Genomic DNA, 21702 nt, shown 5'->3' on the forward strand with positions numbered 1-21702 from the left:
TCGCCGCATCGCCCAGGGCGGGCGGTCCAGCCGGCCTGGCGACGCCCGCTCTGCCCGTTGCAAGGCAGCCGGCGCAGTGCTCTATATGCCGGCAGCCAGGCGACACGAGGAGCGCGCATATGGAGCCGACCGTTCTGTTGATCAGCGTCTTTGCCATCTTCATTCCGGCCCTGATCCTGCCCGGGCCGGACTTCGTCGCGGTCGTCCGGTCGTCGATGAGCCGGGGCACGGCGGCGGGCCTTCTGACCACCGCCGGCGTGTCGCTGGGCCTCGGCTTCTATGCCGCGCTCAGCCTGCTCGGCCTTTCGGCGATCCTCGTCCAGTATCAGTGGCTCGCCTGGGCGATCCGCCTCGCCGGCGGCCTCTATCTGATCTATCTCGGCATCCGCCTCATCCTTGCCAGGCCGGAGCGTCTGGAGGTGAGCGAAGGCGATCATAGGTCGCGCACCAACGCGTTCTTCTTCGGCTTTGCCGTCACGCTTACCAATCCCAAGGCGATTGTCCTCTTCGCCAGCGTCTTCGCCACCGCCGTGACCGCCGATACGCCTGGCTGGCTCATGGCACTCATGGTCGGGCTGGTGATGCTGAGCTCACTCTCCTGGTACTCCTTCGTGAGCCTGTGCATGTCGTCGGCCCCGGTGATCCGCTCCTTCGGCCATGCGCGTCACTGGATCGAGCGCGTCGCCGGCGTCTGCTTCGTGGGGATCGGAGGCCGCATCCTTGCCGACAGCCGCAATCCGCTCTCGACCTGAAAGGGGTTCTACCCACGCGCCCGGCGGCGCTCGCGGCGGCCGGCGCTGTCGGCTCCGCTTTGCGACGCCGCCTTGTTGCGCATCGGGCCGACGCGCGCCTCGATGATCTCGACCGTGGGGCGCTCCGCCCTGTGGTGCGAGTCCAGCGCCTTGCGCATGGCCGCCAGATGCTCAAAGGAGGTGCCGCAGCACCCGCCGATGATCCTTGCGCCGCCGTCCACTGCCAGCCGCACATAGTCCGCCATGAGTTCCGGCGTTCCGGAATAGTGGATCTCCGTCCCGCGGAATTCGGGGATGCCGCAATTGCCCTTGACGATGATGGTGGCCTCGGGCTTGGCCTCGGAGATGTCGAGCAGGGCGGCAAGGATGTCGGGCGCGCCGACCCCGCAATTGGCCCCGACCGCGACCGGCTTCTCCGGAAGGTCGTCGGCTACCTCGTGGATGTGCTTCGGGGCCAGCCCCATCATCGTGCGTCCGGCGGTGTCGAAGGAGCCGGTATAGGTGTAGGGCAGGCCGACGCGGATCGCGGCCGCCGCCGCGGCGTGGATTTCCTGCGGCGCCGACATGGTTTCGATCCAGGCGACGTCTGCGCCGCCCGCCTTCAATCCCTCGATCTGCTCGGCGAAGCTGTCGACCGCCTCATCATAGGTGAGCGCGCCGAGCGGCTGCAGAAGCTCGCCGGTCGGACCGACCGATCCGGCGACGATGACACGCCGGCCGGCCCTGTCCGCTACGCGGCGGGCGATCTCCGCCGCCTTCTTGTTGAGCTCGAAAACGCGGTCCTGCGCATGATGCAGCTTCAGCCGCTGACGCGTGCCGCCGAAGGAGTTGGTGAGGATGATGTCGGCGCCGGCATCCACGAAGCCCTGGTGCAGGGCCTCGATCTTCTCGGGTTCCGACTCGTTCCAGAGCTCCGGCGCCTCGCCGGACTCCAGCCCCATGGCAAAGAGGTTCGTGCCTGTCGCTCCGTCCGCCAGCAGCACGCCTTTTTCCGCAAGAAGCGCGTCGATCGGGTTCTGCATGGGACACCTCAGGGGAATGCGTGATCAATGGATAAGGATATAAAGAAGTCTTTATATCCCGTCAATCCAATCCCGACGGGAGTGCTGCCCTGCCGCTAGAGGGCGCTGCGGATATCCGTCTTGGCAAAACCCTGGTCCTTGTGAAGGATCGGCAGTCCGCGCGATCCGGCACTGGCGTAGTGGAAGCAGTCGGCCAGGTTCAGAGCCAGGTTGCGCTGGTTCTGGGGGTAGGCGTGCCGGCCATAGCGGTCGAAGGCCTGCAGGGCCAATGTCAGCTCATCCGGCCCGATCCCGACGAGTTCGATACCGGAGACATTCAGAAGTCGGCGGACACGCTCTTCCGCCTCGGCGGTCGTGTAGCGCTTGATGCGGGAAAGACCGCTTGCTGCCTCCCATGCTGCCAGCACCGAAGTGATCAGAGTGCCGGCTTTTGCATTGTCAATGACGTCGGCAAAGGGTTCCCAACCTGGCTCCTGCGCCAGGACGGCGACCATTGCAGAGGCGTCGACGAACATCAGTAGTCGCCGCTGAGCTCGTCGAAAAACGCTTTGTCGGCCTTCAGCCCCGTATCGGGACGGGCTGCGATCTCATCCAATAGCGGCTTCAGCCGCTCGCGAAGCGGGACCTTCTTGTCCTGGCGCTGAAGCTCGTTTTCCAGCGCGCGCTTCACCGCCTCGGTCTTGGTGACATGCAGGCGCTCTGCCAGCGCTTCCGCCAGCTGGTTCACTTCTTCGCTGCGTATGTTGAGCGGCATTGCCGAGGCTCCCGTGTAGACACAACATAGGCGTGTCTACACGCTCCGGCAAGGAGAGCGGCTAGCCCAGCGGCAGCCCCTTCACGAAGGCCGCCGCCTCATGGGCGTTGACCTCCGCAGCGCGGATCAGCCCGTCGAAATGCCGGGTCAGCGTGGCGATGGGCTGGGTGGCATTCAGCACCAGGTACAGGCCGCCGAGATAAAGCGCCGCGCGATAGGGGCCGAACACCGTGTAGGGTGCCGAAAAGCGCCGGCGGCCGTCATAGAGAAACAGCCGGAAGGTGGGATAAAGGTCGTCGAGCAGTTCCGCCATATGTGCTATCTGCTCGGCCCGCGCTTCGCGCGGGAGCTGCCGCCATATGCCTTCTCCCTTCGCGAAAACCTCCAGTGTCTGGCGCGGCATGCAGACCTCCATGTCCGTCTCCGGCCGGCGATTATAGTTCACGCGAAAATGGGCTTCATCGATCTGCGCTTCCCGACTGTGCTGGGCGGCCTCCGCATCGTAGAGGATCACCTTTTCGGTCCTGAGCAGATCAGGAATGCGCGCGGGCACATAGCGGATCTTCGTGCCGACCGCCTCGGCATGCCATTTTGCCAGGAGCGTCTCGCCGAAGCCGCCTTCGGCCTCGGCGATCTCCATGTTTTCGCGAAGCTCGGCAGTGAGGACCTCGTCCTGGCTCAAGCCCAGCAGCCAGTCCATCGAGACCTGGGAATGGGCGGCGATGTTCATCAGGGTTTCGGCGCGGGGGAGGCGCGTGGAACTGCCGGCAAGCAGCTGGGACAGCGCCGAGCGGTCTATCCCCACTGCCGAAGCAAAGGCAGACTGGTTCAGGCCAGAACGACCCATGAGAGTCTTCAAGCGTTCGCGGAACACCCCTGAAAGATCTCGCTTGTCGACGGTACCTTTCATCGGCCGGCTCCTCTCACATGGGCGAAAGTGCCGCAAGTGTTCACGTTTGTAAACGTTTGGGGCAAAGCGGGTGCATTGGCAGCATTTCGTGCGCATTCTCGCGTTGCCCTCCTGCCGAGCTCCTGACAATTCTGCGTCAGTAGCGGCGCCGCGATTCAGCCTGGCGCCACAGCACCGGGGAAATGGACCATGGAAACTGCCAAGAGCCGCGGCGGCCGCCCGGCTGTTGAGTGGCCGACTCTTGTCTTGATCTTCGCATGCTACGGCGTGTGGCTGGCGACGGGACTTTTCCTTTGGCCCCACTGGCCACTTGCGTCGCTGCTCATCCTCGCGCTGACCGTGGCCCTGCAGTCCTCCCTCATGCACGAGTGCCTGCACGGACATCCCACCAGAAAGGCGCTTGTGAACGAAGCGCTGATCGGGCTCCCCATCGGGCTCGTCTATCCCTACCGGCGCTTCAAGGCGCTGCATCTTACCCACCATGCCGACGAGCGGCTGACCGACCCGTTCGAGGATCCGGAGAGCTACTACAAGGCTCTCTGGCAGTACCGCGAGCTGCCGCGCGCCGTGCAACTTCTTCTCAACGTCAACAACACCATGGTGGGCCGCTTCGTCCTCGGGCCGTTGATCATGAATGCGGCCTTCTTCGCTTCAGAATCCAAGCTGATCGCGGCGGGCGACCGTGCCGTGCGGAAGGCATGGGTGCTGCATGCGGCAGGGCTCGCCGTCGTGCTGCCGGTAATCGCCTTCGGATTCGGAATGCCGCTGTGGCTCTACGCCCTCGTGCCGGCCTGGCTCGGGCAGTCGCTGATTTCCGTGCGTACATTTGCCGAGCACCAATGGTCGGAGCGGCCGGACGGGCGCACCATCATCGTCGAGCGCACGCCGCTTTCCTTTCTCTTCCTCAACAACAACCTGCACTTCGTGCATCACAAGATGCCCACCGTGCCCTGGTACAGGCTTCCGGCGCTCTATCGCGAGCGGCGCACGGAGTGGCTGGCGATGAATGGCGGCTATGCCTATCCCAGCTATTTCGCCCTCTTCAGGGCCTTCGCCTTGCGCGCCAAGGAGCCCGTGCCGCATCCGGCGCTCCACCGTGAGCCGCATCCCGCCGGCGCTTTTCGTCCGCGCGCGAGAGGCCGCTCGCTCGGCCGCGCAGGTATGGTGCCGGTGCCGGCCGCCCCCGCCAAGGAATAGCGCCCGCCCTTGCGCCGAAGGTCCGGAGCGGACGATAAGGGCCTATGAGCGCCCTTGTCGCCGCCCTGCCCATGTATGACTGGCCCGAGGTCCGGGCCGAGACGGATGCGCATTGGGCGCGTCTTCGGGTATGCTTGGCCGAGCGGGGCATCGATGCGCCTGTTCATCTCGTCCGCCGCAACGCTGATCTTCCTGCGGTACTCGGCGGCATTCGCGGCCCGGATGGCCAGCTTCTGGCGCCCGATCCCGCCACTCTGCCGCCGGACGAACTGGACCTGCGCGCCCTGTGGCTGCATCCGTCGCTGCTTTTCGCCCAGTGCTGCTGGGGTCCGCTGGAGCTCGGGCTGGCGGAGCATGTGCAAGTGGTCGGGCAGCCGAGCTATGACGGCTTCGAAGGCGGGGAGGGGACGCTCTATTCCAGCGCCATCCTCATGCGGGAGGCAGAGGGGAGCGTGAAGGCACCGGCCGGCGGCATCGCGTTCATTTCGGTAGATCTCCTGCGCGGGAGGCGCCTCGCCTATAACGAACCGCATTCCCTCTCCGGCCTGCTTGCGCTGCAGCGCGATCTCGAAGCCATGGGCGAGGGCCTTTCCATCTTCGCGGAAAGGATCGAGACGGGCTCGCACCGCGCTTCCCTGGCCGCCGTCGCCGAAGGGAGGGCCGATGTCTGCGCCGTCGACTGCCGCGCGTGGGCGCTGGCGCGCCGTTTCGAGCCTGCCGCGGCGAGGCTCACGGTCGTCGGCTGGACGCGCAGGCGCCTCGGCCTGCCCTATATCACGGCCAAAAACACCGCGCCGGAGCGCTTCTTACTTCTCCAGCGCGCGCTTTGCGTCGCGCTGCAGTCCTGATCAGGCGCGCATCCGCTCGCCCTCGGGGTCGAAGGGCGGCAGGAGATTGATGCGCGCGGGGCGGCGCCGGCCAAGGATCTCGATCTCGAAAAGGCCGGCGTTTTCATCTTCCGCAAGCGCCGCCGGCACATAGCCCTGCCCCATGGATCTCTCCACATAGTGGGCATAGCCGCCGGAGGTGACCCAGCCGACCACGCGCCAGTCACCGTCGATGATGCCGCGGACTGCGGACGCATCCTCGCCGTTTCTGCCGAGGGCAGGGGTGTCACGCAGCGCAGGAGCGGAAGGGTTACCCTCTGAACCAAAGCGGGGCGCGCCGAAACCGTGCGGCACTTCCACCGTGCCGAAATCCCTGTCCCCGACTTTCGCCCAGATCGGCTCGTCCCCCATCACATCGGCGTCGAGCGCGTCGACGATGAAGGAGACCCGGCGCAGCTTCGGTCCCTCTGCCTTCTCCCGCGCGGCGGCCTCGCGGCCGATAAAGTCGTTCTTGTCGAGGCGCATGAAGCGGTCCATCGCGCCTTCTAAAGGCCCATAGATCGGCCGCAGCTCGCGATACCAGGTCGGAAAATTCTTCTCCAGCCGCATGGAGAGCAGCGCGCGCATGCCAAAATCCACGATGCCGAATTCCGCGCCCGCTTGCTTGACCCCTTCGTAGACGCGCCGCTCATAGGCAGGCTGCATCCAGATCTCGTAGCCGAGATCGCCCGTATAGGTGAGCCGGTTCACCATGCAGGGCGCGCCGGCGACATCCATCTCGCGGAAATCCATGAAGCGGAACGCATCGTTCGAGACGTCCGTATCGGTCAGCTTCTCCAGCACCGCACGCGATCTCGGGCCGGCGATGGAAAGGCCAACCAGCGTCTGGTCGAAGCGGTGCAGCCGGACGGAGCCGTCCTTCGGCAGGTGCTTCTCGAACCAGCGCATGTGATATTTCTGCGCCGCCGAGGAGCCCCAGATCAGAAACCGCTCCTCGCCCGCACGGGCGATGGTGAAGTCGCCGATCAGCTTTCCGAACTCGTTCAGCATCGGCGAAAGTACGATGCGGCCGGGCCTTGGCATGCGGTTGGTCATCAGGCGGTCGAGGAAGGCCCCGGCGCCGGGGCCGGAAACCTCGTATTTCGCGAAGTTGGCGATCTCGGTCACGCCGACGCCGTTGCGGACCGCCCGCACCTCGTTGCCCACATGCTCAAAGTCGTTGGAGCGGCGGAAGGAGACGATGTCCTTCGGCTCCGTCCCCTCGGGCGCAAACCAGAGCGGCGTCTCCAGGCCCCAGGAGTCGCCCATTACCGCATTGTTGTCGCGCACCATCACGTCATAGAGCGGCGTCGTCTGCGCCGGGCGGGCGGCGGGCAACTCCTCGTTGGGGAAGCGGATCGAGAAGCGCCGCGAATAGTTCTCGCGCACCTTGGCGTTGGTGTAGCGCAGCGTCGCCCATTCGCCGAAGCGGGCGACATCCATGCCCCAGACGTCGAAGCCGGGGTCGCCATTGACCATCCAGTTGGACAGCGCCAGGCCCACGCCGCCGCCCTGGCTGAATCCGGCCATCACCGCGCAGGCGCACCAGAAGTTCGTAAGCCCCTGCACCGGCCCGACCAGCGGGTTGCCGTCAGGCGCGAAGGTGAACGGGCCGTTGATGACCTGCTTGATGCCGGCCTTTTCCAGCGCCGGGAAATGGCGGAAGCCGAGCTCAAGCGAGGGGGCGATGCGGTCGATGTCGGGCTGGAGCAGCTCATGGCCGAAATCCCAGGGCGTCTCCACCGGCGACCAGGGTTTTGCCGCCTTCTCGTAGGTGCCGAGCAGAATGCCGTTCCTCTCCTGCCGCGTATAGATCTCGCCCTTGAAGTCGATGACGCCGATCATCTCCCGGCCCGTCGACCGGTTGAACTCTTCCACCTCCGGCATCGGCTCGGTGAGGAGATACATGTGCTCCATGGCGAGCAGCGGCAACTCGAGGCCCACCATGCGGCCCACCTCGCGCGCCCAGAGGCCCCCGCAATTGACCACATGCTCGGCTTTCACCGTGCCCTTCTCGGTCACCACATTCCAGGTGCCGTCCGGCTCCTGCGTCAGTTCCACCACCCGGTTGCGCAGCTCGATCTCCGCGCCCAGCTTGCGCGCCGCCTTGGCATAGGCATGGGTCGTGCCGGAGGGGTCGAGATGGCCCTCCACCGGATCCCACATGGCGCCGACGAACTGCGTCTCGTCCATGATGGGGAACATGGCCTTGGCTTCGGACGGGGTGATCAGCTCCGTCTCCATGCTGAGATACCGGCCCTTGGCATGCACAAGACGCAGGAAATCCATGCGCTCGGGTGTATCTGCCATCATCACGCCGCCGGTCAGGTGCAAGCCGCAAGACTGGCCGGAAAGCTCCTCGATCTCCTTGTAGAGCTGCACGGTATAAGCCTGCAGCTTGGCGACGTTCGGGTCGCCGTTCAGCGTGTGGAAGCCGCCCGCCGCATGCCAGGACGAACCCGAGGTCAGCTCCGAGCGCTCGATCAGGAGCACATCCGTCCAGCCGGCGCGGGCAAGGTGATAGAGCACCGAACAGCCCACCACCCCGCCGCCGATGACAACCGCTTTCGCATGGGATTTCATGATGTTTGGTCCGCGTGTGAAGAAAATGATTCAGGAGCGTAGACAAAGCGCAGGTCGGCGGCGCTGACATTTTCCGCCAGCCGGCCTTGCAGAGCCGCAAGGATCGTCTCGCAGACATGCGTTCGATGCTTCAGGACATCGACATTCCAGAAACGGATGATGGAGAACCCGCGCGAGCGCATGAATTCGTCGCGACGCCGGTCATACGCGCTCTCCGCGTGCTGGCTGCCGTCGATCTCGACGACGAGGCGTCGTTCTCTGCAGGCAAAATCCGCGAAATATGGACCTATGGGAAACTGGCGTGTGAACTTGAAACCGCCCAGCTTGCGGTGCTTCAGCTCAAGCCAGAGCAGGGCTTCCGCTTCATTGCCTGCCTGGCGAAGCTGCTTGGCGCGTTTTGTTGTGCCTGCCTTTCGGCGACTCCGCGTGTCCGTAGGGCCTTCCCCCACTCCGGCCCTTTGGGCCACCTCTCCCCCCGCCGGGGGGAGAGGAAGGGCGTCAGATGTTGCGGGCGGCGCTTCCTCTCCCCCGTCGAGCGGGGGAGAGGTGGTCCGCCCAGCGGACCGGAGTGGGGGTCGATTAGAAAGCTCAGGATCGCCCATGCCGCATCGCCCCTCAAAAATCCGTCGGGGCGCCGCCCTCGCGGATTCGCCGCTCGACGAAGTCGTCGAGCTCCTCGCGGATCGCCTCGTCCATGGGCGGCTCCTCAAACTGCGCCAGGCGCTCCTTCCACAGCCGATTGGCGCGCTCGATGGCGGTGGGAGAGCCCGCCTGCGCCCAGGTCTCATAATTGCGCCAGTCGGAGATGATCGGGGAGTAGAAGGCGTTTCTGTAACGCGCCTGCGTGTGCGGCGAGCCGAAAAAGTGCCCGCCGGGGCCGACCTCGCGGATCGCCTCCACGGCGAGCGCATCCTCCGACAGGTCAAGCGGTGCCAGAAACTCCGCCACCATCTGCAGAAGATCAATGTCGAGCATCATCTTCTCGTAGGAGCAGCGCAGCCCTCCCTCGAGCCATCCTGCGGCGTGCTTCACCATGTTGGTGCCGCTCTGGATGCAGCCCCACAGCGAGAACACGCTCTCATAGGCCGCCTGCGCGTCCACCGTGTTGGCGGCGCAGGTGTTCGAGCTGCGATAGGGGATCCGGTAGCGGCGCGCGAGCTGGCCGCCGAGGAGCTGCGCCTTCATATATTCCGGCGTGCCGAAGGCCGGCGCACCCGAGCGCATGTCGACATTGGAGGTAAAGCCGCCATAGGCGACCGGCGCGCCCTTGCGCACCATCTGCGAAAATGCGAGCGCGGCGAGCGCCTCCGCATTCTGCAGCACCACCGCGCCGGCGACGGTCACCGGCGCCATCGCGCCTGCCAGGGTGAAGGGCGTGACGACCACGACCTGCCCATGGGCGGACATCTGCAGGATGCCCTCCATCATCGGCACGTCGAGCTTCAGCGGCGAATTGGTGTTGATGATGGTGAAGCAGGACGGCTCCTCCAGGAGCTGCTCGCGGCTGACGCCGCGCACGATGCGCGCGATCTCGATCCCGTCCAGATTGCGCTCGCGCCCCAGCGAATAGACGTGGAAGGCCTTGTCGGTGAGCGTTGTGATGTCGCGCAGGCACTGCAGATGCCGCACCGACGGATGGATGTCGATCGGCTCCACTGGATAGCCGCCGGCGCAGTGGATGATGTTGTGCATCTGCGCGAGCTTGATGAAGTTGCGGAAATCGGTCTGGTTGCCCGGCCGCCTTCCCGTATCCGTGTCGGAAGAGTTGGGCGCCGATCCCATCTGCGCAAAGATGAGCCTGTTGCCGCCCATATGCAGGTTGTGCAGGGGGTTGCGCGCATGCACGGTGAATTCCGGCGGGCAGTGGGCGATCAGCTCCAGCACCATGTCCGCATCGAAGCGCACCCGCTCCGAGCCTTCCCGTATATCGGCGCCATGGCGGCGCATGATGGCGCGCGCCTCGTCATGCAGGACTTCGACGCCGATCTCCTTGAGCACGCGCAGCGAGGCGAGATGGATGGATTCCAGCTCGTCCGCCGAGACGATCTCGGTCGGCGGAAAAGGATTCGCCGGCTGCCCGAAGGCGGGCTGTTCGAACGCCGCGGTCGCGCCGCCGCGCTTTCCCGCCCGACCGCCGCGCCGCAAGCGGCCGGCCTCGGGTCTGGCTTCGGCTGGAAGGTCGGGAGCCGTCATGGGAGGCCTCGCTGCCCTTTGTAAGGAGCAGCATCATGGCCCTTGCGCCGCCCGGCCAATGCGCGCATGGCGACGGAAAGCGTAGGAGAAACGACATGGGATGTCGCGCATGGGGAAGGGCGGGAAGGCCGCCGGAGCGCCCGTTTTCCTGAAAACGGAAAACCGCGTCCTCCGGGCGGGAGAAACGCGGTATCGGTACGCTCTACACCATCGCCCCCGCGCTACACTACGCTCGCAAGGGGCAGCCGCTCCGGTACGCGAGACCTTTTCCGGAGCCGGGGAGGCTTTGATGTCCGCCTCGGTGTTCCTTTTAGCCGGACATCCTTACCGTCAGGTTAGCAAGTGCTTGCGCAAACCTTAATGCGGGATTTTTGTGCAGGGCTATGGTTGCCCTCGGCCCCGCCGCGCAGGAAATTGATGATGGCGGAGAAATCCTTTCCCCCGTTCCCCATGGCCTCGAACAGCGCGTAGAGCTGCGCGGCTTCGGCACCCAGCGGGATCGCGGCGCCGGCCGCCTGGGCCGCCTCCTGGGCGAGCCGCAGGTCCTTCAGCATCAGGCTTGCGGCGAAGCCCGGCCGGTAGTCGCGGTTGGCGGGGGAGGCGGGGACCGGCCCCGGCACAGGACAATAGGAGGTGAGCGACCAGCACTGGCCGGACGAGGTGGACGCCACCTCGAACAGCGCCTGGTGCGAAAGCCCAAGCTTCTCCGCCAGCACGAAAGCCTCGCCGACGGCGATCATCGATACGCCGAGAATCATGTTGTTGCAGATCTTGGCGGCCTGGCCCGCTCCAGCCGCGCCGCAATGGACGATGCGGCCGGCCATCGGCTTCAGGATGGGTTCGGCCCTCGCGAATGCCTCGTCCGACCCTCCGGCCATGAAAGTGAGCGTTCCCGCCTCGGCGCCGCCGACGCCGCCGGAGACCGGCGCGTCGATGGAGAGATGTCCATGCTCGGCGGCCATCGCATGGGCGCGCCTTGCCGAATCCACGTCGATCGTCGAGGAATCGATGAAGGGGGTGCCTTTGGCTGCCTTGGGCGCGAGATTTTCGTAGACCGTAAGCACATGCTTGCCGGCCGGCAGCATGGTGATGACTGCTTCCGCGCCCTCGACCGCCCCCTCGGCACTGTCGGCCCGCAGGACGCCATTCGCCTCGGCCTTCGCCAGGTTTTCGGGGAGGAGATCGAATCCGCGCACCTCATATCCCGCTTTCACGAGATTGGCCGCCATGGGATTGCCCATGTTGCCGAGGCCGATAAAGGCGATGGTGGTCATGTGATCCTCCAAAGTGGATTGGGGGGAGCAGGGAGTGCTGCCTTAGTCGTCGCGCTGCCTCTCACCGCTTCCCCACCAGATGCCTCGCGATGATCACGCGCATGATCTCGTTCGTGCCTTCCAGGATCTGGTGGACGCGAAGGTCGCGCACCAGCTTCTCCAGGCCGTAGTCATGCAGATAGCCGTAGCCGCCGTGAAGCTGCAGCGCCTCGTTCGCCACCTCGAAACAGGCGTCGGTCACGAACCGCTTCGCCATGGCCGACCATTTCGACGCGTCCGGCGCCTTGCGGTCGAGCATCGAGGCGGCGGTGTAGAGCAACAGGCGCGAGGCGGCCAGGTTCGTTTCCATGTCCGCCAGCTTGAACTGCAGCGCCTGGAACCGGTTGACGGGCTGCCCGAAGGCCTGGCGCTCGCCCGTATAGGCGAGCGCCTTGTCGAATGCCGCCTGGGCGCCGCCGAGCGAACAGGCGGCGATGTTGAGCCGGCCACCGTCTAGGCCGGCCATGGCGATGCGGAAACCGTCGCCCTCGCGGCCGAGCAGGTTTTCCGCCGGCACCCTGCAGTTGTCGAAGATCACCTGGCGCGTGGGCTGCATGTGCCAGCCCATCTTCTTCTCCAGCGGACCGAAGGAGAGCCCCGGCGCATCCTTCGGTACGGCGAGCGCCGATATCCCGCGCGGGCCGTCCTCGCCCGTCCGAGCCATCACGACATAGAGGTCGGAGACACCGGCGCCGGAGATGAACTGCTTCGTGCCGTTCAGCACATAATTCTCGCCGGATCGATCGGCCCTCGTCTTCAGCGCGGCCGCATCGGAGCCGGAGCCGGGCTCGGTCAGGCAATAGCTTGCCAGCCATTCCATGGAGGTGAGCTTGGGCAGCAGGCGCGCGCGCTGCTCGCTGCTTGCGAAGGTGTCGATCATCCACGCGGCCATGTTGTGGATGGAGATGTAGGAGGAAAAGCCGGGGCAGGCGGCCGCCAGCGCCTCGAAGATCAGCACAGCGTCCAGCCGCTTGAGGCCTGATCCGCCGAACTCCTCCGAGCAATAGATGCCGCCGAAGCCGAGCGGTCCGGTGGCGCGGATCACCTCGACCGGAAAATGGCGCTCCCGGTCCCATTCGAGCGCAAAGGGCGCGACCTGCTCGGCCGCAAAGCTCTGCGCCATCTCCCGGATCGCGCGCTGGTCCGCGTTGAGCTCGAACTGCCCGTAAACGCTTTCGGCGACGGCGTCCATGACATCCTCCCAGACATGCCGCTTTCTAACCCGGCAAGTTTAGTGCATTGGAGGGCGCGTGCAATGCGGGCTTCCGCACGGCTCATCAGCGGACGGGGGAGAGAAATGGCGCGCGCCGTCATGCTCCAGGGAACAGGCTCCGACGTCGGCAAGTCGGTGCTCGTCGCGGGCCTTTGCCGCGCGGCGCGCCGGCGCGGGCTCAAGGTGCGCCCGTTCAAGCCGCAGAACATGTCCAACAATGCCGCCGTCGCCGTCATTCCCGGCGAGGGGCGGGAAGGGGAGATCGGACGCGCGCAATGGCTGCAGGCGCTTGCTTGCGGCGTCGAGCCCACCGTGCACATGAATCCCGTGCTCCTGAAGCCGCAGAGCGATGTCGGCGCGCAGGTTGTCGTGCAGGGGCGCATCTTTGCCGAAGCGCATGCGAGCGACTATGGCAGGCTCAAGGACCGCCTGCTTGCCGCCGTCATGGACTCCTGGGCCAGGGTGGGCGAGAGCGCCGACCTCGTCATCGTGGAAGGGGCTGGCTCGCCGACGGAGATCAACCTGCGCGACCGGGACATCGCCAATATGGGCTTTGCCGTGCGGGCGGACGTGCCGGTGATCCTGGTCGGCGACATAGACCGCGGCGGCGTGATCGCCGCGCTTGCCGGAACGCATCTCATCCTGTCCGAACAGGACCGGGCGATGATCGCCGGTTTCGTCATCAACAAGTTCCGCGGCGATCTCTCCCTCTTCGATGCCGGGCTCGCGGCAATCACCCGTTTTACCGGCTGGCGCTCCTTCGGGGTCGTGCCCTGGCTCGCCGAGGCGGCGCGGCTGCCGGCTGAAGATTCGGTGGTGCTGGAGCGGCCGGCGGGCGCTGGGCATTCCGGCCTGAAGATCGCCGTGCCGATGCTCTCCCGCATCGCCAATTTCGACGATCTCGACCCGCTGCGCGCCGAGCCGGGCGTGACCGTGGTGTTCGTGCCCCCGGGCCGGCCGCTGCCGGAGGATGCCGCGCTGGTCGTGCTTCCCGGCACCAAATCCACCATTGCGGACCTCGAATTCCTGCGCGCCAATGGCTGGGATCGCGACCTTGAAGCGCATCGGGCGAAAGCCGGGGCGATCGTCGGCCTGTGCGGCGGGTACCAGATGCTCGGCAGGCGCGTGACGGACCCGCAGGGCATCGAAGGCTCCCGGCGCGAGGCCGAAGGGCTCGGCCTTCTCGATGTGGAGACGGTGATGGCGCCCGAAAAGACAGTGCGCAACGTCTCGGCGCTATCGGCGAAATATTCCGTCCCGCTCACGGGCTACGAAATCCATCTGGGCGAAACGAGCGGTCCGGACTGCGCGCGCCCGGTGGCCTTGGTGGAGGGCCGGCCCGAAGGGGCGGCATCCGTCGACGGAAAGGTCTTCGGGACCTATCTGCACGGCCTTTTCGGCGCGGATGCCTTCCGCCGGGCCTTCCTGGCCGAGTTCGGCATCGCCGCTGGCACTGCCGGCTATCACGAGCAGGTGCAGGACGCGCTCGATGCGGTCGCCGGTCATCTGGAGCACCACCTCGACTGCGACGCCATCTTCGCCGCGGCGCGCTAGAAGGCCTCAGAACCCCATCAGGGCGGCGAGCGGATTGCCGTCTTCCAGAAGAAGCTTCGTCGCGAGCGCGATGCAGACAGTGACCAGAAGGGGCTTGATGATCACCGCGCCCTTGCGCATCGCAAGCCCTGCGCCGATCCTTGCGCCCACGAACTGCGCCGCGCCCATGAGCAGCCCGATCTTCCAGGACACCACGCCGACGGCGGCGAAAGCGGCAAAGCCGCCGACATTCGAGGCAAAGTTCAGAAGCTTGGTGTGCGCCGTCGCCTTCAGCACGCCGAAACCCGCCAGCGCCACGAAGGCCAGCATGAAGAAGGAGCCGGTGCCCGGGCCGAACGCGCCGTCGTAAAAGCCGACCAGCGGCACCACGGTCAGCCCGAAGACGAAGGGCGAGAGGCGGCGCGCACGGTCGATGTCGTCGACGCGCGGCTTGAAGGCGAAATAGACCGCGATCGTGATCAGCAGTACCGGCAGCACCGTCTCGAGCACCTCGCCGGGAAGGATGGTGGCGAGCAGCGCGCCGCCGATGGAGGCCAGCAGGGACATCGCCGCGGCGGGAAGCTGCGATTTCAGATCCACATGGCCCTTGGCGGCGAAGGCGATCGCCGAGGAGCCGGAGCCGAACAGGCTCTGGAGCTTGTTGGTGCCCAGCGCTTCCACGGGCCCGAGCCCGGCGATCAGCAGCGCCGGCACGGTGATCAGCCCGCCGCCGCCTGCGATCGCGTCCATGAAACCGGCGAAGAAGGCGGCAAGACCGAGCAGAAAAACCGTTTCCGCGGCCATTTCGAACATGAAAGGAGAACCTGTGAGGACGTGGCGCGCCTATGCACCACAAAGGCGGATGCGCCGCAAGCCGCAATCGGGGCGCTCCGGCAGGATCTAGCCGGCCGAGCGCACCAGCCGCCTTTCCAGCGCACGCTGCAGGTCGGGCGCGGCGGCCACCAGCGCCTTCGCCGGCTCCGTCTGCGGATTGCCAAGGACCGTCTCGGTCGGCCCCGCCTCGACGATCCTTCCCTCATGCATCACCATCACCGTCTCGGTGATGGCACGTGCGACGGTAAGGTCGTGCGTGATGAAGAGATAGGCCACGCCCAGCCGGTCGCGAAGATCGGCGAAGAGGTCGAGGATCTGCGCGCGGATGGACACGTCGAGCGCCGAGACCGGCTCGTCGGCCACGATCAGCTTCGGCCGGGTGATGATGGCGCGGGCGATGGCGAGGCGCTGGCGCTGGCCGCCGGAAAATTCGTGCGGATATTTTTCCATGTCGGATGGGGCGAGGCCGACCTGCTCCAGCGCCTCCGCGACCAGCTCGCGCCGGCGCGCGCCATCAGGCTTTCCGTCCAGAAGGTGCAGTGGTTCGGCGACCAATCGCTCCACCTTCTGGCGCGGGTCGAAGGAGCCATAGGGATCCTGGAAGACCGGCTGCATGTTGCGTCGGGCCACACGCAGCTCGTCGGCGCTGCGTGCGCCGATCTCCTCGCCGAGGAAGCGGATCGAGCCGGAGGTCGGGCGGTCGAGCGCCAGGACCATGCGCGCAAGGGTGGATTTCCCGCAGCCCGAGCGGCCCACCAGCGCCATCGACTGACCCCCGCCCAATGCGAAGGAAACGCCGTCGACGGCGCGGAACGTCCTTGCCGGCGAGAAGAGGGAGGCGCGGCGGACGGGATAGTCCCGCGTCAGCCCCTCCACCTTCAGCAGCGGCTCTGCGCCTGCTGCCCGCCCGGGCGCCCTGGCTCGCGCCGGCACATGCGTGGAAGCTTCCGCAAGCTGCCTCGTATAGGGGTGTTCCTGCCTCGACAGGACGCGTGCCGTCTCGCCCGCCTCCATCACCGTGCCCTGACGGATGATCGTGACGCGGTCCGTCATCTCCGCGACGACGGCAAGATCATGCGAGATGAGCAAAAGGCTCATCCGGTTTTCGTCCACCAGCTCGCGTAAAAGGTCGAGGATCTGCGCCTGCAGCACCACGTCCAGCGCCGTCGTCGGCTCGTCCGCGATCAGCAGCTTGGGTTTCAGCGCGCAGGCGATGGCGATGACCACGCGCTGGCGCTGGCCGCCAGAAAGCTCGTGCGGATAGCGGGTCAAGGGAAATTGCCGCTCCGGCAGTCCGACGCGCTCGAGCATCGCGCGCGCGCGCGCCTCGGCATCGGCGCGGTTCGCTCCCGTGTGCCAGCGGATACCTTCCGCCACCTGCTCGCCGATGGTTTTCACCGGGTTGAGCGCCGTCATGGGCTCCTGGAAAACCATGCCGATATCGTCGCCGCGCAGCCGGCACATGGCCGCTTCCGGTGCGGCAAGGATGTCGATGCCGTCGAAGGTGACGCGGCCGTCCGCCCGCGCGTCATGGGGCAGAAGCCGCATGACGGCGAGCGCCGTCATGGATTTTCCGGAGCCTGATTCGCCGACTAGTCCCATCACCTCGCCGGGCGCGATGGAAAGGTCGATGTTCTTCAGGATCGGCGTGTCGCCGATCTCAAGCGACAGGTTCTCGATTTCAAGCAGGCTCATCGCTGCCGCCTCAGGCGCGGGTCGAGCACGTCGCGCAGGCCGTCGCCAAGCAGATTGAGGCCGAGCACGGTGATCACGATCGCAAGGCCGGGAAAGAGGGCAAGGTGCGGCGCCACCGCGATGCGGGTCTGCGCGTCGAACAGCATCCGCCCCCAGGAGGGCATGGGCGGCTGCGTGCCAAGGCCGAGATAGGACAGGCCCGCTTCGGCCAGGATCGCCAGCGCGAACTGGATCGTTCCCTGAACCAGAAGCACGCTGGCGATGTTGGGCAGGATGTGCTCGACGGTGATCAGCGCCTTGCCCTTGCCCGCCGCACGGGCGGCCAGGATGAACTCGCGGGGCCAGAGCGACAGCGCCCCGGCGCGGGCCACGCGCGCGAAGACCGGCACGTTAAAGATGCCGATGGCGATGATGGCGTTCACCGCGCCGGGCCCGAAGACGGCCGTGATCATCACGGCGGAGAGCAGGGCAGGGAAGGCGAAGACCACGTCGTTCACGCGCATCAGCACCTCGTCCGTCCAGCCGCCGCGCGCCGCCGCCCAGGCGCCGAGCGGCACGCCGATGCCCATGCCGATGCCGACGGCCACAATGGCTACGGCGATCGAGTTGCGCGCGCCGATCATGATCATGGAAAGGATGTCGCGGCCCATATGGTCGGTGCCGAACGGGTGTTCGGCGCTGAGGCTGAGCATCCTGTTCGCCACCGAAAGGCGCGTGATGTCGTAGGGTGTCCAGACGAAGGAGACGAGCGCCGTCACCGCGACAAGGGCGGTGATCACGAGGCCGACGAGGAAGGACCGGTTCTCTAGCGCCTTGCGCAGGACATGGCGCTCCGGGGCCGGCATGAACACCGGGTCGAGGCTCATCGGCCGGTCCTCAGGCGCGGATCCACCGCCGCATAGCAGATGTCGACCAGGAGATTGATGAGGATGACGCTTGCCACCAGCAGCATCACCACGCCCTCGACCACGATCAGGTCGCGCTGGCTGATGGCCTGGAAGATGAGCCGGCCGAGCCCCGGCAGATAGAAGACGTTCTCGATGATGATCGTGCCGGCAAGGAGGAAGGCGAATTGCAGGCCCATGATGGTTAGCACGGGGATGAGCGCATTGCGCAGCGCATGGCGCCATAGCACCACGCGGCGCGGCAGGCCCTTGGCGCGGGCCGTGCGGATATAGTCCTCACCCATCACCTCGACCATTGCCGAGCGCGTGACGCGGGCAAGGATGGCGGCCTGCGGAAGGGCGAGGGAGACCGCCGGCAGGACGAGCGCCTTCAGCGCCTCAAAATGGCTCGCCCATGTCTCGCCCCAGCCCGGAAAGCCGCCGGCCGGCACCAGCCGGAGGCCGACGGCGAAGACATAGACCAGGAGCAGCGCGAACCAGAAATTCGGCACGGCGACGCCCACCTGCGCCGCGCCCATGGAGAGAGTGTCGGCGGCATGGCCGCGCCGCGAGGCGGCGAAGACGCCGACGGGAATGGCGATGGCGGTGGACAGCGCCAGGGCGATCGCCGCGAGCGGAAGCGAGACGGCGAGGCGCTCCAGCACCAGGTCCGTGACGGAAGACGAATAGGTGAGGGAGCGGCCGAAATCGCCCGTCGCCATCCCGCCGAGCCACGAGAGGTAGCGTGCGACGACGGGCCGGTCGAGCCCCATCTCGGTGCGCAGCGCTTCGAGCGTATCGGCGCTCGCATTCATGCCCAGCATGATGCGAGCGGGGTCCCCGGGGAGGATCTCGAGGATGGAAAAGACGACCAGCGAGGCCACCAGCAGGGTGGCGATTGCAATCGTCAGACGCCGGAGGAGATAGGCGGTCATACGTGGTGTTTCCTGACAGCCGCAGCTGCCGGCAACGCAGCGGGCAAGCTCACGCCGTTTTCCCGGCTATTCCGCCCAATGCACCTTCGTCAGGTCCGTCGCCTGGATCGGCGCATTCTCCCACATCCCTTCCAGCTTGGCGTCCCACACGCCGACCTTCGGCAGCTGGAAGAGGAAGCCGTTCACCGCATCCTCGGCGATGATGCGCTGGGCTTGTCCGAAGAGCTCGTTGCGCTTGGCCGTGTCCGTGGTGGTCTCGAGTTCTGCCATCACCGCGTCGAGCTTGGGGTTGTCGTAGCCGAAATAGTAGTCGTCGCGCGCATAGATGTTGATGTCGTTGGGCTCGGTATGGGAGACGATCGTCAGGTCGTAGTCCTTGTTGGTGAAGACCTGCTCCAGCCACTGCGCCCACTCCATCGGGACGATCTCCGCCTCTATGCCGATCTCGCGCAGCTGGGAGGCGATGATCTCGCCGCCAAGGCGCGCATAGGGCGGAGGCGGCAGCTTCAGCGTGGCGGAAAACCCGTCCGGATGTCCGGCTTCGGCGAGCAGCGCCTTGGCCCTTTCCACGTCGTAGGGGTAAGTGCCGGTGAGGTCGACATAGGCAGGGCTGGCCGGCGAGAAATGCGAGCCGATGGGTGCGCCGTTGCCAGAGGTGGCGCCGAGGATGATCTCGTCGCGATTGAGCGCGTGGGAGATCGCCTGGCGGACCTTGATGTTGCTGAAGGGCTCCTTGCTGTTGTTCATGGCAAGGACGGTTTCCCCCTCCGTCGCGCCGATGACGACCTCGAAGCGCGGGTCGGCCTGGATCTGCGGCAGGGCGTCGCCTGCTTGGAAATTCGGGAAGGCCTGCACGTCGCCCGAGAGCAGCGCCGTGACGGAAGCGGCGGCGTCGGGGATGAAGCGGAACTCCGCCTTCTCCAGCGCGACCGGCTCGCCCCAGTAATCCGGATTCCTGGCGATGGTGACCGAAGAACCCTTCGCCCAGTTCTCGAATCTGAAAGGCCCGGTTCCGACCGGCTTCTCCTTGTTGCCCTCGGCCGATTCGGGCGCGACGATGACGGCGTCCCCCCAGCCCATCTTCCACAGGAATGAGCCCTGCGGGTGTTTCAGCGTCACCTTCACACTCGCCGGATCGACCACCTCCACCGTGTCGATCGCCGAGAAGAGCACCTTCTGCGCATTGGTGGAATCCTCGGCCCTGGCGCGGTCGAGGGTGAATTTCACGTCCTCCGCGTCGAAGCTCGTGCCGTCGTGGAATTTGGCGCCCTCGCGCAGCTTGAACGTATAAGTCTTGCCGTCCTCGGAGATCTCCCAGCTCTCGGCGAGGGCCGGCTGCACCTCGCCGTCCGGGCCGATCCGCGTGAGCCCCTCGAAGATATTGGCGTAGACGATCTCGTCGATGGCCGCTGCCGCGCCGGCGGTCGGGTCGAGATGCGGAGGCTCGAGCACCACGCCCAGCACCAGGTCCGTGCGCGCGCTGAGTGCCGTGGTGCCCGAGGCAAGCAGGATGGCGGCCGCGCCAAGAAACCGTGCAATCGTCTTCATTCCGTCACTCCCCACGTCCGGCACCGCTTAGCGGGTGCATGTTGTCGCGCCGATTGAAGCGCGAATCCGGGGGCGAGTAAATCACCTTCTCCGGTTTCACATTCGAGGGGAGGAGGCGTGCGGCCGCCTCACTCAACTCCGCCGCGCAGCAGCGCGTCGAGGCTCATCGCCATCACCGTTGCCGACTGCACCATATCGTCGATGCCCACCCATTCGTCTGGCCGATGCGCGAGGTCGAGGATGCCCGGCCCATAGGCCACGCAGTCATGCAGGTGGCCGAGGCGGGCAATATGCTTCTGGTCGTAGGTGCCGGGCGAGATCACATAATCCGGGTCCCTGCCGAACACCTCGCGGATCGCTGCCGCAAGCGCGCGCGGCACCGGTGCGTCCCGCTCCGTCATCGTGGGCAGCACTTCCATCAGGTCGCGCAGGCGGTAGCTGAAGCGCGGCCGCTCGCGCTTCAGCCGCTCCAGGATCGCGACCACCTCGCCCTTCACCTCGTCGAGGCTTTCCTCGATGAGGAAGCGGCGATCGATCACCAGCCGGCAGGAATCGGCCACGTTGGGCGAGGGCAGGCCGGGGAAGAAGTCCTCCGTCTGGCCGCCATGGATGGAGTTGATGTTCATGGTCGAGCGGCGCGCGCCTTCCGGCACCACCGGCATGTCCGTCCGCTTCCTGTCGAGCGCGGGAAAAAGCTCCTCCTCGAATGCGGCGAGCACGGCCGCCATGTGGCGGATGGCCGAATCGCCAAGAAAGGGCATGGAGCCGTGCGCGATCGCGCCGCCCGTCTCGATCTCCGCCCACCACACGCCGCGATGGCCGAGGCAGATGCGGTCCTTGTTGAGCGGCTCGGGGATGATCACGTGGTCGACGCGGGGCCTGGAGAAGTAGCCGAGCTTCGCCAGATGCGCCACGCCGCCGAAGCCGCCCGACTCCTCGTCCACCGTGCCGGAAATCTCGATGGCGCCGGGATAGCCGGGGTAGGTGGCCATGAAGGCGTCGGCGGCGATGATGGAGGCGGCAAGGCCCCCCTTCATGTCGCAGGCGCCGCGCCCGTACACCCTGCCGCCCTGCACCACGCCGGCAAAGGGGTCTACGGTCCAGCCATCCCCCGCCTCGACCACGTCGATATGGGAATTGAAATGAACGGTTGGGCCGGCGGCGCGGCCCTCGCGCCGGGCGATCACATTGGTGCGGGGATAGCGGTCAGTGTCGCCCGGCGCGCCTTCCCCCCGGATGAGCCTCGTGTCGAAGCCGCGTGCCGCCAGCTTGCCGGCCAGGTACTCCGCGCAGGGCGTATAGGCCTCGCCCGGCGGGTTCACCGTCGGGAAGCGGATGAGGTCGACGGTGAGGGCGACGAGCTCTTCCGTGCGCGCCGCGACGGCCTTGGCCAGCATCTCGTTCATGGCCGGCATGAAGCCGGGATTTTGCCCGCTTGGCAAGGCGGGGCTTCACATTCATGTGAAGATG

The 21702-nt window shown here is 66.3% G+C and carries 19 protein-coding genes; 4 read left to right on the plus strand and 15 right to left on the minus strand.

The genetic code is table 11. From position 1 onward, the window contains the following. Positions 1-119: 119 nt before the first annotated feature. Entirely contained in the window at positions 120-752 is a 633-nt protein-coding gene (locus RIN79_RS16850) for a LysE family translocator (RefSeq protein ID WP_309085839.1), read from the plus strand. An 8-nt stretch (positions 753-760) separates the two neighbouring features. Here the strand turns inward: RIN79_RS16850 and bmt are convergent, their stop codons facing one another. The 4 genes from bmt to RIN79_RS16870 form a co-directional block, all read right to left on the minus strand. Then, positions 761-1774: a betaine--homocysteine S-methyltransferase gene (gene bmt, locus RIN79_RS16855; protein ID WP_309085840.1), complete on the minus strand. Its 1014-nt coding sequence runs from the start codon at positions 1772-1774 to the stop codon at positions 761-763. A 95-nt stretch (positions 1775-1869) separates the two neighbouring features. Further along, positions 1870-2289, minus strand: a complete 420-nt coding sequence (locus RIN79_RS16860) for a type II toxin-antitoxin system VapC family toxin (RefSeq protein WP_309085841.1) — start codon at positions 2287-2289, stop codon at positions 1870-1872. After that, positions 2289-2528, minus strand: a complete 240-nt coding sequence (locus RIN79_RS16865) for a type II toxin-antitoxin system VapB family antitoxin (RefSeq protein ID WP_309085842.1) — start codon at positions 2526-2528, stop codon at positions 2289-2291. The genes RIN79_RS16860 and RIN79_RS16865 overlap by 1 nt, the downstream gene beginning before the upstream one ends. Before the next feature lie 61 nt (positions 2529-2589). Then, positions 2590-3438 carry a helix-turn-helix domain-containing protein gene (locus tag RIN79_RS16870; RefSeq protein ID WP_309085843.1) on the minus strand — a complete coding sequence of 283 codons (849 nt, stop codon included), beginning with the start codon at positions 3436-3438 and terminating at the stop codon, positions 2590-2592. Between the two features lie 189 nt (positions 3439-3627). Between RIN79_RS16870 and RIN79_RS16875 the strand changes: the two genes are divergently transcribed. Both RIN79_RS16875 and RIN79_RS16880 read left to right on the plus strand, forming a co-directional pair. Further along, positions 3628-4635 (plus strand): fatty acid desaturase, encoded by a 1008-nt coding sequence (locus RIN79_RS16875; protein ID WP_309085844.1) that lies wholly within the window; start codon positions 3628-3630, stop codon positions 4633-4635. Between the two features lie 44 nt (positions 4636-4679). Then, entirely contained in the window at positions 4680-5483 is an 804-nt protein-coding gene (locus RIN79_RS16880) for a PhnD/SsuA/transferrin family substrate-binding protein (protein ID WP_309085845.1), read from the plus strand. Here RIN79_RS16880 and RIN79_RS16885 read toward each other — a convergent pair whose 3' ends face one another. From RIN79_RS16885 to RIN79_RS16905, 5 genes are all read right to left on the minus strand, one after another. Continuing rightward, positions 5484-8084, minus strand: a complete 2601-nt coding sequence (locus RIN79_RS16885) for an FAD-dependent oxidoreductase (RefSeq protein WP_309085846.1) — start codon at positions 8082-8084, stop codon at positions 5484-5486. Further along, positions 8081-8551, minus strand: coding sequence for an endonuclease domain-containing protein (locus RIN79_RS16890; RefSeq protein WP_375165958.1), 471 nt, complete (start codon positions 8549-8551; stop codon positions 8081-8083). Before RIN79_RS16890 ends, RIN79_RS16885 begins: the two co-directional genes overlap by 4 nt. A 148-nt stretch (positions 8552-8699) precedes the next feature. Beyond that, on the minus strand, positions 8700-10277 hold the full coding sequence (locus tag RIN79_RS16895; RefSeq protein WP_309085847.1) for a trimethylamine methyltransferase family protein: 1578 nt from the start codon (positions 10275-10277) through the stop codon (positions 8700-8702). 335 nt (positions 10278-10612) lie between these two features. Then, entirely contained in the window at positions 10613-11551 is a 939-nt protein-coding gene (gene mmsB / locus RIN79_RS16900) for a 3-hydroxyisobutyrate dehydrogenase (RefSeq protein WP_309085848.1), read from the minus strand. Positions 11552-11612: 61 nt separating this feature from the next. Beyond that, positions 11613-12782, minus strand: a complete 1170-nt coding sequence (locus RIN79_RS16905; protein WP_309085849.1) for an isobutyryl-CoA dehydrogenase — start codon at positions 12780-12782, stop codon at positions 11613-11615. 105 nt (positions 12783-12887) lie between these two features. Between RIN79_RS16905 and RIN79_RS16910 the strand changes: the two genes are divergently transcribed. Then, positions 12888-14357, plus strand: a complete 1470-nt coding sequence (locus RIN79_RS16910; RefSeq protein ID WP_309085850.1) for a cobyric acid synthase — start codon at positions 12888-12890, stop codon at positions 14355-14357. A 6-nt stretch (positions 14358-14363) separates the two neighbouring features. Here the strand turns inward: RIN79_RS16910 and RIN79_RS16915 are convergent, their stop codons facing one another. From RIN79_RS16915 to RIN79_RS16940, 6 genes are all read right to left on the minus strand, one after another. Next, positions 14364-15149, minus strand: a complete 786-nt coding sequence (locus RIN79_RS16915; RefSeq protein WP_309085851.1) for a TSUP family transporter — start codon at positions 15147-15149, stop codon at positions 14364-14366. A gap of 87 nt (positions 15150-15236) precedes the next feature. Then, complete coding sequence (locus RIN79_RS16920) at positions 15237-16865, minus strand: dipeptide ABC transporter ATP-binding protein (protein WP_309085852.1); 1629 nt, start codon at positions 16863-16865, stop codon at positions 15237-15239. Then, entirely contained in the window at positions 16862-17731 is an 870-nt protein-coding gene (locus RIN79_RS16925) for an ABC transporter permease (protein ID WP_309085853.1), read from the minus strand. Before RIN79_RS16925 ends, RIN79_RS16920 begins: the two co-directional genes overlap by 4 nt. Then, positions 17728-18684: an ABC transporter permease gene (locus tag RIN79_RS16930; protein ID WP_309085854.1), complete on the minus strand. Its 957-nt coding sequence runs from the start codon at positions 18682-18684 to the stop codon at positions 17728-17730. Before RIN79_RS16930 ends, RIN79_RS16925 begins: the two co-directional genes overlap by 4 nt. Before the next feature lie 66 nt (positions 18685-18750). Then, positions 18751-20232 carry an ABC transporter substrate-binding protein gene (locus tag RIN79_RS16935; RefSeq protein ID WP_309085855.1) on the minus strand — a complete coding sequence of 494 codons (1482 nt, stop codon included), beginning with the start codon at positions 20230-20232 and terminating at the stop codon, positions 18751-18753. Positions 20233-20360: 128 nt separating this feature from the next. Next, entirely contained in the window at positions 20361-21638 is a 1278-nt protein-coding gene (locus RIN79_RS16940; RefSeq protein WP_309085865.1) for an acetylornithine deacetylase/succinyl-diaminopimelate desuccinylase family protein, read from the minus strand. Positions 21639-21702: the final 64 nt, after the last annotated feature.

This window comes from Chelativorans sp., from assembly GCF_031180965.1.
GTDB lineage: Bacteria > Pseudomonadota > Alphaproteobacteria > Rhizobiales > Rhizobiaceae > Chelativorans.